This is a genomic window from Caballeronia sp. TF1N1 (assembly GCF_022878925.1).
Classification (GTDB): domain Bacteria; phylum Pseudomonadota; class Gammaproteobacteria; order Burkholderiales; family Burkholderiaceae; genus Caballeronia.
Window position 1 is genome coordinate 335,475 of record NZ_CP084628.1, and the last position, 14,296, is coordinate 349,770.

At 60.1% G+C, this 14,296-nt stretch carries 11 protein-coding genes; 6 read left to right on the top strand and 5 right to left on the bottom strand.

Annotation, left to right across the window (positions count from 1 at the left end; genetic code table 11):
- Positions 1–6 precede the first annotated feature (6 nt).
- Positions 7–3,498, bottom strand: a complete 3,492-nt coding sequence (locus LDZ28_RS22340; protein ID WP_244830784.1) for a DUF2126 domain-containing protein — start codon at positions 3,496–3,498, stop codon at positions 7–9.
- Between the two features lie 190 nt (positions 3,499–3,688).
- On the opposite strand from LDZ28_RS22340, the gene LDZ28_RS22345 reads away from it, so the two are divergent.
- On the top strand, positions 3,689–4,750 hold the full coding sequence (locus tag LDZ28_RS22345) for a putative zinc-binding metallopeptidase (protein ID WP_244830786.1): 1,062 nt from the start codon (positions 3,689–3,691) through the stop codon (positions 4,748–4,750).
- A gap of 8 nt (positions 4,751–4,758) precedes the next feature.
- Here LDZ28_RS22345 and LDZ28_RS22350 read toward each other — a convergent pair whose 3' ends face one another.
- Together LDZ28_RS22350 and LDZ28_RS22355 are read right to left on the bottom strand one after the other, a co-directional pair.
- Positions 4,759–5,796: an alpha-E domain-containing protein gene (locus tag LDZ28_RS22350; RefSeq protein ID WP_244830787.1), complete on the bottom strand. Its 1,038-nt coding sequence runs from the start codon at positions 5,794–5,796 to the stop codon at positions 4,759–4,761.
- A gap of 56 nt (positions 5,797–5,852) precedes the next feature.
- Positions 5,853–7,325, bottom strand: a complete 1,473-nt coding sequence (locus LDZ28_RS22355; protein WP_244830788.1) for a circularly permuted type 2 ATP-grasp protein — start codon at positions 7,323–7,325, stop codon at positions 5,853–5,855.
- A gap of 421 nt (positions 7,326–7,746) precedes the next feature.
- Between LDZ28_RS22355 and LDZ28_RS22360 the strand changes: the two genes are divergently transcribed.
- From LDZ28_RS22360 to LDZ28_RS22380, 5 genes are all read left to right on the top strand, one after another.
- Positions 7,747–8,454, top strand: a complete 708-nt coding sequence (locus tag LDZ28_RS22360; protein WP_244830789.1) for a YceH family protein — start codon at positions 7,747–7,749, stop codon at positions 8,452–8,454.
- 282 nt (positions 8,455–8,736) lie between these two features.
- On the top strand, positions 8,737–8,943 hold the full coding sequence (locus LDZ28_RS22365) for a DUF3311 domain-containing protein (RefSeq protein WP_370652249.1): 207 nt from the start codon (positions 8,737–8,739) through the stop codon (positions 8,941–8,943).
- Positions 8,940–10,421: a monocarboxylate uptake permease MctP gene (gene mctP / locus LDZ28_RS22370; RefSeq protein WP_244830790.1), complete on the top strand. Its 1,482-nt coding sequence runs from the start codon at positions 8,940–8,942 to the stop codon at positions 10,419–10,421. The genes LDZ28_RS22365 and mctP overlap by 4 nt, the downstream gene beginning before the upstream one ends.
- 92 nt (positions 10,422–10,513) lie before the next feature.
- Complete coding sequence (locus LDZ28_RS22375) at positions 10,514–11,452, top strand: LLM class oxidoreductase (protein ID WP_244830791.1); 939 nt, start codon at positions 10,514–10,516, stop codon at positions 11,450–11,452.
- A 6-nt stretch (positions 11,453–11,458) separates the two neighbouring features.
- The gene (locus LDZ28_RS22380) at positions 11,459–12,919 is read left to right on the top strand and encodes an amidase (protein WP_244830792.1); all 1,461 of its coding nucleotides are present in this window, start codon (positions 11,459–11,461) and stop codon (positions 12,917–12,919) included.
- Positions 12,920–12,946: 27 nt separating this feature from the next.
- On the opposite strand, the gene LDZ28_RS22385 is transcribed toward LDZ28_RS22380, so the two are convergent.
- Both LDZ28_RS22385 and LDZ28_RS22390 read right to left on the bottom strand, forming a co-directional pair.
- On the bottom strand, positions 12,947–13,420 hold the full coding sequence (locus LDZ28_RS22385) for an H-NS family nucleoid-associated regulatory protein (RefSeq protein WP_244830793.1): 474 nt from the start codon (positions 13,418–13,420) through the stop codon (positions 12,947–12,949).
- A gap of 307 nt (positions 13,421–13,727) precedes the next feature.
- Positions 13,728–14,168, bottom strand: coding sequence for a DUF3331 domain-containing protein (locus LDZ28_RS22390; RefSeq protein ID WP_244830794.1), 441 nt, complete (start codon positions 14,166–14,168; stop codon positions 13,728–13,730).
- Positions 14,169–14,296 lie beyond the last annotated feature (128 nt).

The following is a 14,296-nucleotide window of genomic DNA, read 5'->3' on the forward strand; positions in this document are numbered from 1 at the left end:
CGCTTCTTAACGATAGCGCAGGTCGAGCGTGAAGGGGAATTCGAGGCTGCGTTGCTGCGGCTCGATCTGTGTTGCGCCCGGCGTATGTCCCGTCGCGAAGAAACGCGCGCGCCGGCGGCTCTCCGCTTCGTATGCATTCACCGGGAACGTCTGATAATTGCGCCCGCCCGGATGCGCGACATGATACTGACATCCGCCGATGGCGCGGCCCGTCCAGGTATCGACGATATCGAAAGTCAGCGGCGCATGCACGTCGATGGTCGGATGCAGCGACGCCGATTGCGACCATGCTCTGAAGCGCACGCCGGCCACATATTCACTGACGCGTCCCGTGGGCTGCATCGGCAAGGGGCGGCCGTTCACGGTAATGACATGCCGGGCGCCGTTGAGCCCGAGCGCCCGCACTTCGAGCCGCTCGACGGAAGAATCGACGAAGCGCACCGTGCCGCCTATCGCACCTTCCTCGCCCATCACGTGCCACGGTTCGAGTGCATTGCGCAGCGTCAGTTCGATGCCATTGGTGTCGTAGGCGCCGACGAGCGGGAAACGGAATTCAAAATGCGGATCGAACCAGCTCTTCTCGAATGCGAAGCCGGCTTCGCGCAAGTCGGCCAGCACGTCCTCGAAATCCATTTCCACGAAACTGCCGAGCATGAAGCGGTCGTGCAGCTCCGTGCCCCAGCGCGTAAGGCGCGCGGTGTAGGGCTTTTCCCAGAAGCGGGCGACCAGCGCGCGCAGCAGAAGCTGCTGCACGAGGCTCATGCGCGCGTGCGGCGGCATTTCGAAGCCGCGCAGTTCGAGCAGGCCGAGGCGGCCGGTCGGACCATCGGGCGAATACAGTTTGTCGATGCAGAATTCCGCGCGGTGCGTGTTGCCGGTCACATCGATCAGGATATTGCGCAGAATGCGGTCGATGAGCCAAGGCGGCACGGTGGCGCTGTCGCGACCGCCCAGCAGATCGAGCTGGCGTTGCAGTTCCTTGAATGCAATTTCAAGCTCGTAGACCTGATCGTTGCGCGCCTCGTCGACACGCGGCGCCTGGCTCGTCGGACCGATAAAGAGACCCGAGAACAGTGTGGATAGCGACGGATGGTTGAGCCAATAGGCAATCAGGCTCGCGAGCAGATCGGGCCGTCGCAGGAACGGGCTGTCGGGCGGAGTCGCACCGCCAAGGACGAAGTGGTTGCCGCCGCCCGTGCCGGTATGACGGCCGTCGAGCATGAATTTCTCCGGGCTCAGATACGTCTCGTGCGCCGCGTTATAGAGAAATTCGGTGTGCTCGACGAGCTGTTTCCAGTTAGATGCCGGATGAATGTTCACCTCGATCACACCAGGATCGGGCGTGACTTGCAGCACCTTCAGACGCGTGTCGCGCGGCGGCGGATAGCCTTCGACGATCACCGGGATACGCAGGTCGGCGGCCGTGGCTTCGACGGCGGCGAGCAAGTCGAGATACGCGTCGAGCGAGGTCAGCGGCGGCATGAACACATGCATGAGCTTATTGCCGTTGCCGTGTTTCTTGAGCGCATCGGCTTCGGCTTTCGGACCTGCGGCGCGCGCCGGATTGCGTGCTTCGACGCACACGGCGGTACGCGCGATCCACTTCGCGGATTCGCCTCGTTCGGGCATGCGAGTGCTTGCCGAATACGCCGATGCATCGCCCAAGGCTGACGATCCGGTCAATGCTTTCCCCGGACCTGCCGCATCGCTGCCGAGAACATCTGCGCCCGGCTCGGCATTTTGCACACCGGATTCAAAATCCCGGTCGGCGGCATATTGCATGCGAAATTCAGCCGCCCGGCGCAAGGGCATGGACGGCGCAAACGGGTCGTGCTCGTGCTGATACGGATAGTCGCTCTTGGCCACCCACGGCAGCGAATCGAGCGGCATGCGGTAGCCCATCGGCGAATCGCCCGGAATCAGATACATGCGCTCGTCGCGGAAGAACCACGGGCCGCTCGCCCAGTGCGCCGGACGCGTGCCGTCGGCGGCTTCGCGGGCAATGGGCAGCGCGTAGCCGGTCACCGAGGGCAAGCCGGAATCGAACACGCGGAAGAGCCGTGCGCGCTCCAGTTCGTCGTCGAGACGCGAGTCGAACGGGTCCACGTTGACCGGCAGGCGACGCTCGCGCCACAGGTAGTACCAACTGTCTTCGTAGCCCGCCTGAACGTATTTTGCATCCAAGGAAAGCTTGCCCGCGAGATGGCGAATGAAGCGCTCGGCATCTTCGGCGGTGTAGTTGGCGGGCTCGCGTTCGTCCGCGAAGAGCGTGGGATCGCTCCAGCACGGCTCGCCGTCCGCACGCCAGAATAGCGACAGCGCCCAGCGCGGCAACTGCTCGCCGGGATACCACTTGCCCTGGCCGATATGAAGGAAGCCGTTCACGCCGTACTCCGCGCGCAGCTTGTCCATTAGCGTGACCGCGTAGGCGCGTTTGGTCGGACCAAGGGCGTCGGTGTTCCATTCGGGCGCATCGCGGTCGCGCACGGCGACATAGGTCGGCTCGCCGCCCATCGTCAGGCGCACGTCGGAAGCATTCAATTGCGCATCGACCTGATCGCCCATGCGCAGCACGTCACTCCAGTCTTCCTCGCTGTACGGCTTCGTCACACGCGGCGTTTCCAGCACGCGCGTGATGGTCATGGTGTGAGTGAATTCGACTTCGCTCTCATCGACTGCACCTGAAACGGGCGCCGCGCTGTCCGGCTCCGGCGTGCACGCCACCGGAATGTGGCCTTCTCCCGCGAGCAGGCCCGAGGTCGGATCGAAACCGATCCAGCCCGCGCCCGGCAGAAACACTTCGCACCATGCATGCAGATCCGTGAAGTCGACTTCCGTGCCGCTCGGACCGTCGAGCGATTTCGTATCCGGCGCGAGCTGCAGCAGATAGCCCGAGACGAAGCGCGCTGCAAGTCCCAGATGGCGCAGCGTTTCGACGAGCAGCCAGCCTGAATCGCGGCACGAACCGGCAGCGCTGACGAGCGTTTCCTCCGGCGTCTGCACGCCCGGTTCCATGCGGATCAGGTAGCGAATCTCATCGGCGAGACGTTGATTCAATCCGACCATGAAGTCGATGGTCGGCGTCTCCGTACGGTCGATGCTCGCGATGAACTCCGCAAAGCGCGGCGTCAATTCGCGCTTGATCATGTAGGGTGCGAGGTCGTGGCGCAAATCCGGCGCGTAAGCGAACGGAAATTTTTCTGCGGACGGTTCGAGAAAGAAATCGAACGGGTTATAGACCGCCATCTCGGCGACGAGATCGACCGTCACCTTGAACTCGCGCGTTTTCTCCGGGAAAACAAGGCGCGCCTGGTAATTGGCGAACGCGTCCTGCTGCCAGTTGATGAAGTGTTCCTCGGGCTCGACGTTCAACGAGTACGACAGAATCGGCGTGCGGCAATGCGGCGCCGGGCGCAAGCGCACCACTTGCGGCGACAGCCCGACGAGCCGGTCATAACGGTAATGCGTGACATGGTTCAACGCGACGCGAATGGACACACCGGACTCCTTTTATTCAAATGACGCCGCACACGGACAGTGCATCGTGCGCGTCTTATCTGTTGCTTAAGCGTTGCTGTAACGCCAGGCGGGAAGAGCGCTTAACGCGGCACGATGATTGCGTGAACTGCGCGCATCCACGAACACCGCGTCGGTTCCGACGCGAACTCCACCCCTTCCGGCTATCACGATGAAGACTTTTCACTGCAACCGCTGCGATCAGCTCGTGTTCTTCGAGAACACACACTGCGAAAATTGCGGCGCGCGGCTTGGCTACGTGCCCGAACTCAATCAGATCAGCGCATTCGAGGAAACCGGCGACGGCCAATGGAAAAGCCTGCATCCCCTCGCGAAAGACATGTTGTACCGCCCGTGTCATAACTACGAGGTCGAGAACGTCTGCAACTGGGTGGTTCCCGCCGATTCGCCGGAAACGCTCTGCTGCTCCTGCAAGCTCACGAGCGTCATTCCCAACCTCGACAATCCCGACAACCGCACCTACTGGTATCGGATCGAGGCGGCCAAGCGGCGCTTGCTCTATACGCTTTCCGAGCTCGGCCTGCCGGTGATCTCGCGGCAGGAAGACCCGGAACGCGGCCTCGAATTCCGCTTTCTCGAAGGCGATTCGCAAGGCCACGGCGTGATGACGGGTCACGACAACGGCATCATCACGCTCAACATCGCGGAAGCCGATGATGCGCATCGCGAGAAAACGCGCGCCGATCTGCATGAGCCGTATCGCACCTTGCTCGGTCATTTCCGCCATGAAACAGGGCACTATTTCTTCGATCGCCTGATTGGCGACACCGCGCGAATCGCGCCATATCGCACTGCATTCGGCGACGAGCAGCAGGACTACAACGCCGCGCTCCAGCGCCATTACAACGAGGGACCGCCTCCCAATTGGGAAGAGAACTTCGTGAGCAGCTATGCCACGATGCATCCGTGGGAGGACTGGGCCGAGACCTGGGCGCATTACCTGCATATCGTCGATACGCTCGATACCGCCGTGTCCTGCGGCCTCGCGCTCGTCCCCGACAGTCCGCATGAACCGACGCTTACCGACCAGACGCCTGTCGAGGAAACCACCTTCGATAACCTGATGAAACGCTGGTTTCCGTTGACCTATGTGCTCAACAGCCTGAACCGCAGCCTGGGCATGCCCGATGGTTATCCGTTCACGCTCGCCCCGGCGGTGATCGACAAGCTGCGCTTCGTGCATCGCGTCGTCGCGGCGGCGTCGAAACGCTAGGGACGCGTTCAAGCGGAGCCTTGCGACTGGCTCTGCGACTGACCCGTCCCCTGCGTTTGCGTCTGCGTTTTCGAGGGCTCCTGAGTCGCTTCCGGCGTCTCGGGAGCGATAGGCAAGAGAAACTCGCGGCTGATACGGCCTGCAAGATCGTTCACGCGCGCGAGGAAGCTCACGAGATACGCGTGCAGCCCCGCTTGCAGAATCTCGCTGATGCGTCCCGTTCTAAGCTCGGCGCTCAACTGCGCCGCCAGGCGCGACGCCTCGGTTTCGCGACCCTTGGTGACATGACGGATGAGCAGCTCCGCTTCGGCAATGCTCGCCGCAAGCGAGCGCGGCCATTCGCCATAGAGAATCAAGAGGCCCGCAACGCGCTCGGGGGTAATGACATCGCGATACACCCGGCGATACACCTCGAAGCCCGATACCGAGCCCAGCACGGCGGTCCAGTGGTGATAATCGAACGGCTGCGCGGAGGTATCGGCGCGCTGCTCCATCATCTCGAACTTCACATCGAGAATGCGAGCCGTATTATCCGCACGTTCGATGAAGGTTCCGAGACGCATGAAGTAAAACGCATCGTCCTTGACGAGCGTGCCGAGCTGAACCCCGCGCGAGAGATGCGAACGAAACTTCACCCACTCGAAGAAGGTATAGGGCTCGCGCTCGAGAATGCCATCGGCCAGCATGCGCTGACAGTCGAGCCACGTCGTATTGAGCGATTCCCACAACTCGCTGTTCGTGGAACTGCGTACAGCGCGCGCATTCTCGCGAGCAGCCCGCAGACAACTCACGATGGACGAGGGATTCGACATGTCCCGCGCCATGAAGTCGACGACCTCGTGGCTCTTCATGCCGTGGTGCGCGGCGGAATAGATGCCGCTTAGTTCGGAGATGGAGAGCATCGCGCGCCAGCCCAGTTCCGCATATTCATCGGACTGCGGCAAGAGCGAAAGCTGATAGTTCGCGTCGAGCATGCGCGCGGTGTTTTCGGCGCGTTCGGTATAGCGCGCCATCCAGAAGAGATGATCCGCGGTACGGCTCAGCATGGGTTTTCCCGGTTGTTGATATGGAGGTTCGCGTCTCGATTCTCGAGCCGGGGCTCTTAGCGTTCAAGCACCCACGTGTCCTTGGTTCCGCCTCCTTGCGACGAATTCACAACAAGAGAACCTTCACGTAGCGCGACCCGAGTAAGGCCGCCCGGCACCATACGCACCTCGTTGCCCGACAGCACGAACGGACGCAGATCGATATGGCGAGGCGCGATGCCTGCCTCCACATACGTCGGGCATGTCGATAGCGCGAGCGTAGGCTGCGCGATGTATTTGTCCGGATGCGCTTCGAGCACCTTGCGAAACTCGGCGATCTGCGCGGTCGTCGATGCCGGGCCGACCAGCATGCCGTAGCCGCCCGCGCCATGCGTTTCCTTCACGACGAGTTCGGGCAAGTGATCGAGCACATACTTGAAGTCGTCTGGCTTGCGGCACATCCATGTCGGCACGTTGTTGAGTATCGGCTCTTCGCCGAGATAGAAGCGCACCATGTCCGGCACATACGGGTAGATCGATTTGTCGTCGGCAATGCCTGTTCCTACCGCATTGCAGAGTGACACGTTGCCCGCGCGATATGCCGAGATGAGGCCCGGAACGCCGAGCGACGAATCTTCGCGGAACACGAGCGGATCGAGGAAGTCGTCATCCACGCGGCGATAGATCACATCGACGCGCTGCGGCCCTTGCGTCGTGCGCATATACACGAAGTCGTGGTCGACGAAGAGATCCTGTCCTTCGACCAACTCGACGCCCATTTGCTGCGCTAGGAACGTGTGCTCGAAATACGCCGAGTTATACATGCCGGGCGTCATCACGACGATCGTCGGATTTTCAACGCCTGCGGGCGCCGCCGCGCGCAATGTATCGAGCAGCAAATCGGGGTAATGCGCAACCGGCGCCACGCGGTTACGCGCGAACAGATCGGGAAAGAGCCGCATCATCATCTTACGGTTTTCAAGCATGTAGGACACGCCCGATGGCACACGCAGATTGTCTTCGAGTACGTAGAACTCGCCTTGGCCGGCACGAACGATGTCGATACCCGCGATATGCGCATAGATGTCGCGCGTCACCTTAACGCCGCGCATCTCCGGACGATACTGCGAGTTGTTGAGAATCTGCGCCTCGGGAATGATGCCCGCGCGAATGATGTTCTGCTCGTGATAGATGTCGTGAATGAACCGATTAAGCGCATTGACGCGTTGCCGCAAACCGCGCTCCAGCGCTTTCCATTCGTCTGCAGGAAAGATGCGCGGAATGACATCGAAGGGAATGGTGCGCTCGGGAATGCTGCCGGATGTATCGCTCGTTCCATAGACTGCGAACGTAATGCCGACGCGGCGAAAGTTGAGATCGGCTTCGGCGCGCTTGAGGCTGATTTGCTGTTCGCTCTGGGCGATGAGCCAGGTCATGAAATCGCGGTAATGCTTGCGCGGATCGCCCACGTCATTGAAGGCTGCCGCTGGCACACCGCGCGCCTCCAGCACGCTTTGCTCGAACATCTCGTTGAAGAATGCTTGCGTCATAACCGGTCTTCCATATGAAGTGCATGCTGGGGCGGCGCCCCTTCGCTCGTAATTCTGGTTGCACTCGCAAACGCTCGAAAGCCTGAACGACGCGGCCGACCGGACTCAACCGGTATGTCGTGTTGTTTCTTAGGCGACCTCTAAGCGCGATGTCTACGATAACCACGATTTTCGTCTGCATCGATTGCGCGGGCAGCCCAGTGCCGTTCAATCAAAAAGCAACTTCAATGCCAATGGTACAAGCCGGAATTAAACACCTTTATATTGCGCCGATGCCAACATCCATGCACCATAAAAGCGCATCGGTCCGAACGAGTGCACAGTCTGAGGAAGCCAGACGGCCGCACGGCGGTGCGCGTACGCATGAATCGTTGCGCTCCACCGGTATCATAAGCGTCTCACAGCCAGTCTCCGACAGTTCATGAATACGCCCTCTTCTCCCGCTTCGCGCCCTGCCTTGCGCGAACTCACGCCACTCGAAGCACGCGTCCTCGGCGTGCTCGTCGAAAAGCAGCATACCGTGCCGGACACTTATCCTTTATCGCTCAACTCCCTCACCTCGGGATGCAACCAGAAGACCGCCCGGGCTCCAGTCATGAACGTGAGCGAGGACGAAGTCCTCACGACCATCGACGGATTGAAGCGCCTCTCGCTCGTGATGGAAGGCAGCAGCAGCCGCGTGCCGCGTTTCGAACATAACGTCAATCGTGTGCTTGGTGTGCCGAGCCAATCGGTTGCCTTGCTCGCTACGTTGTTCTTGCGCGGCCCGCAAACCGCTGCCGAATTGCGTTCGAACAGCGCGCGTCTGCATGGCTTCGCGGACATCTCCTCCGTGGAGAGCTTTCTCGATGAGCTCGCTTCCAACGACCCGCCGCGCGTGATGAAATTGCCGCGCGTGCCGGGCGAGCGCGAAAGCCGCTGGGTGCATTTGCTATGCGGCGAAGTGAGCATGAGCGATTTCCCCGTGCGCGATGTCGCTGAACGCGAGTCTTGGTCGCCATCGGAAGTCGAATCGCTCAAGGCCGAGCAAAAGCGCCTGACACTCGAAGTCAACCAGCTGCGAGCGATGGTTCAGCGCATGGCGGCTGAATTGGGTATCGACCTCGAAGGATCGTCGGACGAAGCATGAGTGTGTCGATCGATCCCGCGGGCTTTAGCGTCGAGCGTGCAATGCTGGTCGTCTTCAAAGCGGTTCAGCTTTAGCGCATCGTGCCAAGACCAACCAAAGGCGATGGTTTAGCTAATGCTTGACGTAACCGGAAAGGAACACGTAAGCATTAAACGAAGATAGCGTGACGTGCGCGCATCAATTACAAATATCTTGGATAATTCGCTCGCAGCGCCAGGCGCAGACAAAAGACGATACTGCGCCGCGCCTCGAACCCGCAACGACGGATGAGGAGAACCAGCGTTGGAACCCGACACGAGCGACCAAAACAAGAACCGTCCATGGCTCTGGGCGACTCTTTTGATTCCCTATATTGCCCTGCTCTGGCTGCCGTTTTATAACGACACGCATCCATCGTTCGCAGGCTTTCCCTTCTTCTACTGGTATCAGTTTCTTTGGGTGCCGCTCACGTCGCTTTTGCTTTATGTCGTGTATCGGGGCATCAAATGAACGATCTCAATCCAGTCAATCCGGTTGCGATGACCATCTTCATCGCGTTCTTTCTATTGGTCACCGTCGTCGGCTTCTTTGCGGCGCGCTGGAAGCGTGGCGATCTTACGCAACTCCATGAATGGGGCTTGGGCGGCCGGCAGTTCGGCGTATTGATTTCGTGGTTCCTGGTCGGTGGCGATTTCTATACCGCCTATACGGTGATCGCGGTTCCCGCACTGGTCTATTCGGTCGGCGCGTACGGCTTCTTCGCGCTGCCTTATACGATCATCGTGTACCCGTTCGTGTTCGCGGTAATGCCCAAGCTCTGGAAAATCGCGCACGCCAAGAATCACATCACCGCTGCGGACTATGTGCACGGCGAGTACGGCGGCAAGTGGTTCCCTGCTGCCATCGCGTTGACGGGCATCGTCGCGACCATGCCTTATATTGCGCTGCAACTGGTCGGCATGCAGGTGGTCATCAAGGGACTTGGCGTGACGGGCGAATTGCCGTTGATCGTCGCGTTCGTGATCCTCGCGCTCTACACCTACACGAGCGGCCTGCGCGCGCCCGCGATGATCGCGTTCGTCAAGGACATCATGATCTATATCGTCGTGATCGCGGCCGTGTGGGTCATTCCGTCGAAGCTCGGCGGCTATGCGCATGTGTTCGATACCGCCGATCAGTTCTTCAAGGCCAAGGGCGGCGCAACGGGCATCACGCTCAAGCCCGCGCAATTCACGGCGTATGCTTCGCTTGCGCTTGGATCGGCGCTTGCGGCATTCATGTATCCGCATACCATGACCGCCGTGCTGTCTTCGTCGTCCGCGACCACGGTGCGCAAGAACGCGATCTTTCTGCCTGCTTATACCTTGCTGCTGGGCCTGATCGCATTGCTCGGCTATATGGCGATCGCGGCGGGCATTCATGTGAAATCGGCGTCGGATGTCGTGCCCGCGCTCTTCAACACGCTGTTTCCCTCGTGGTTCGTGGGCTTCGCGGCGGCGGCCATTGCCATTAGTGCGCTCGTGCCGGCCGCGATCATGTCGATCGGCGCGGCGAATCTTTTCACACGCAACTTGTGGGGACCGCTGATCTCGCCGGACATGACGCCCGCTTCGGAAGCCGCGACGGCCAAGGTGGTATCGCTCGTCGTGAAGTTCGGCGCGCTGCTGTTCATCGTCTTCCTGCCGACGCAATATGCCATCGACCTGCAATTGCTCGGCGGCGTGTGGATTCTGCAAATATTCCCCGCTATCGTGTTCAGTCTCTACACGCGCCGCATGACGATGCCCGGCCTCTTTCTCGGCTGGCTCGTCGGTATCGTGCTCGGCACTGGACTTGCCATCTCGCAAGGGCTCAAGCCGGTGTATATCCTGCATGTCGGCGCGGGATCGTGGCCGCTTTATATCGGCCTGATTGCGCTGGCGGTGAATATCGTCGTGACGTTCGCGGTATCGCTCGTGACGCATCGCCGCGTGGTGCCCGCGGTTTAACGCCATGAAAAGCCCGGCGCTTGACGGCGTCGGGCTTCTTTGCCGAGTGATAGTATCGATGGACATGCCCTTCTCATCTTCCGTCGAGTGCCATGTCCGCCTCTTCCATCGCGAACACGCTGTTCGCACCCGGCAAGCTCTCCATCGGCCTTACGCTTCCCTTGGTAACGTCGGGCCGGACCGTAGTGGACTTTAGCGAGCAGCTAGAACTCGCGCGTCTTGCAGATCAACTCGGCTTTCGTGCGCTATGGGTGCGCGATGTCCCGCTCAATAGCATCGACTATCCCGATCCCGTCGGACACCTCGATCCGTGGGTTCTGCTCGGCGCGCTTGCATCGAATACGCAGCGTATAGCGCTTGCAAGCGGAGCAATCGTGCTCACGTTGAGGCACCCGCTTCATATCGCCAAGGGCGCCGTTTCCGTCAATACGCTTTCGCGTGGACGCTTCATTCTCGGTGTCGGCTCCGGTGACAGGCCGCCTGAATATGCGGCCTTCGGGCGCGATCCTGAAGAACGCCGCGACTTATACAAACGGCATTGGGAGACGCTCGCTGCGGCCATTGAGGTGCCCTCGCGCGTTAATCCGGACCGCGAGCCCGAAGGTGCGCCCGCGTTCTTTCTGCTGCCTGAGCAGGACGCTTCGATTCCCCTGATCGCAGTCGGCTCCGGCGGTCAAAGCGTCGACTGGATTGCGCGTCACTCGCTTGGCTGGATGACTTATCACCGCGAACCGCAAGCGCAGCGCGGCCGCTATAGCATGTGGCGCGCAGCGGTCGAGCGCGTGTCGCCCGGCAAATTTCGCGCATTCGGCGTGGCCATGCGTCTCGACTTGAGCGAAGATCCCGACGAACCTGCCAGCGATATTTCTCTTGGCTATCGCACGGGTTATCGCGCGTTGATCGACCTGCTGCGCGCCATGCGGAATAACGGCACGCATCATGTCACGCTGAACGTTTCTTCTGAGCGGCGCGAGGCACGCGCGGTCATCGAGGAAGTCGCGAAATACGTGTTACCCGAATTTAATCGCTAAACGCATATGACCAGGCTTGCTTCCTTGCCCACCAACGATATCGTTGCACTCGACGCCATTGCGCTATCCCAAGCTATCCATGCACGAGAAGTATCTTGCGTCGAAGTGATGAGCGCGTATCTGGCGCAAGTGGATCGCCTCAACCCGCAAGTCAACGCGATTGTCGCGATGCAGGATCACGAGAGTCTTTTAAAGCTCGCAAGCGAGCGCGACACGCAGTTGGCGCGTAACGGAAGTCTTGGCGTGTTGCATGGTTTTCCTCAAGCGCCCAAGGACATTTTGCCCGTCGCCGGCATGGTGACGACCAAAGGCTCGCCCCTCTTCGCCAAGCAAATCACGCAAACCGATGCGTTCATTTTCGAACGCACGCGTCGCGCAGGCGCGGTCTTCATTGGCCGCACCAACTCTCCCGAGTTCGGCCTTGGCGGACATACCTATAACCCCGTTTATGGTTTGACGCGCAACGCATTCGATCCATCTCGGTCGGCTGGCGGAAGCAGTGGCGGCGCAGCCGTTGCGGTCGCGTTGCGCATGCTTCCCGTGGCCGATGGATCGGACATGATGGGCTCGCTGCGCACGCCTGCGGCATTCAACAACGTGTTCGGATTTCGCAGTACACCGGGATGCGTGCCGTATGGCCCCGCCGACGAAGTGTTCTATCAGCAATTCAGCGTCGCCGGTCCAATGGCGCGCACGGTCCCCGAACTCGGCTTCCTGCTTTCGGTGCAAGCGGGATTCGATGCGCGCGCCCCACTCTCGCGCCGCGGCGATTCACCGGCGGCATTTGCCAGTGCCTTGGAGCGCGATATGCGTGGCACGCGAATCGGCTGGCTTGGCGATCTGAACGGATATCTGCCTACCGAGACGTCCTTGCTCGATACCTGTAGCGCCGCCTTGCGTCACTTTGAAACGGCAGGTTGCACGGTTGAAGCGGCAGAGTTGAAATTCGATTTTAATCGCTTGTGGCAAGCGTGGATCGATTTACGCAGCTTCGCCATCGCGGGCGCTAATGCGCCGCTTTATCGCGATGCCGCTAAGCGCGCATTGCTAAAGCCCGAAGCCGTATGGGAAATCGAGCGCGGACTGGGTCTTTCGGGAGAAGACGTCTACCGCGCCGCACTGGACCGTTCGGCGTGGTACCAAACGCTCAACGCGCTATTCGAACGTTATGATTTTCTTGTGCTGCCTGCGGCACAAGTCTTCCCCTTCGATGCCACGCTCAACTGGCCTCATTCCATAGGCGCACGAACAATGGATACCTATCACCGATGGATGGAAACCGTGGTGCCCGCAACCATGGCGTCCTTACCCGCGTTGTCGGCGCCAGCCGGTTTCGGTCCTGCGGGTTTGCCAGCCGGAATACAAATAATCGGGCCGGCGCAAATGGATCTTGCCGTGTTGCAAGTCGGGCTTGCCTACGATCGCGCAAGCGGCTATTCCAGCATGCGCAGTCCGTTGCTTGCTTAGCGGGATTAAACCGCGCTAAGCGCATTTTCAAGTGTTTGCTTCTTGCACGCTTGCCGCTTTCTTTCCTGCCGGACGAGCTTTGCTCTTGGCGCCCGCTGCCTTAGACGATCCTGCCGGACTGTCACGACGCGCGCCCGTTTTGCCGTTTGATGCGCCGTCGATCAAATACACGCTACGGTCTACTACATCCTTGATCCAGGCCGGTGGACGCGCGTGCCCACTCCAAGTCAGACCACTTGCGGGGTCACGATACTTAGGCGGCATCTTCGATTTCTTGACGGCCTTCCTGGACGAAGCCACATTCTTCGACCCCACCGGACGCCCGCGCTTCTTGACGCCAGGCGAACTGTCGCTCTTGTCGAGATCCGCCGTAGTTAGGCCATATTCCTGCATCAGCGCGCGAATGTTTGCGATGACCTCGCTCGATTTACGTTCACGCAATGCATCTGCACGGCGCTGCAATTTTTGAATCTGAGTTTCCAACTGAGCCAATGTAACCATTCTTCCCCCGTTTGATATCCTGCATAGGTCTAGGGAATGAGCGTACGAGAATTGATAAAGGCTTAAACAATGAAGCATTAATCTCGACGCGCACACTCACCCGTCGAGACATCTTAAAGCGATACCATTGTTATAGCGGCAATCGCTCAAAAGATTACTTTTTATTGCTTTCGGCCTAATTGCGTTCGATGCGCTTGACGTGCTTTAACCGCGCACGGCGCAATGGCTTGATGAATATGGCGTTGGCGAAACAATCAAAAAAGCGGTGTGGCGAGGCGTGCATTGCACACGCCCTCTTGACGACTTCTCAGCTTTCCTGCGCCATCTCGGCAGGCTCGTGCACATGCGTCACGAGCGCGCCCGCGAGAATCATCGCGCCGCTATTAAGCGGCACGGAACTGCCCACGCGCCTTGGCCGGTACACCGGCTGCCCGCGCCTGATCACCTGCCCGCTTAGCACGCACGTTCCGCCCTTACGCGCCGTGCAAAGTGCCCACACCTGCTCGGAATAATTGAATGAAGTGGGATCGTGCCACGAAAGCGCCAGTGTCGATTCGCTCAAGCGCTCCAACACGCGAATGTTCACGCTTTCCGCGCCCGCCGCCCGCGCTAATGCGTTCGATGGCTCGCGCGTGAAGGCACGCGGCATCAGCCCATGGGTCTCGCCAGACTGCGATCGTCGGCTTGACCGGCTATCGAGCAATGCCAGGGTACGGCTCCAGGGATCCATCGTCGATGGAAGCTTCATGTTCCGCTCCTGCTGGCGGCAACAGACGTCCGCGAAGCAAGCCGGACCGCTGCCTGGTGAACTTTCGGGAATGCACGACGCGCCATCTTTGACACCGGGGCGAGCCGCGCCAGGTCGAACCGTTATCG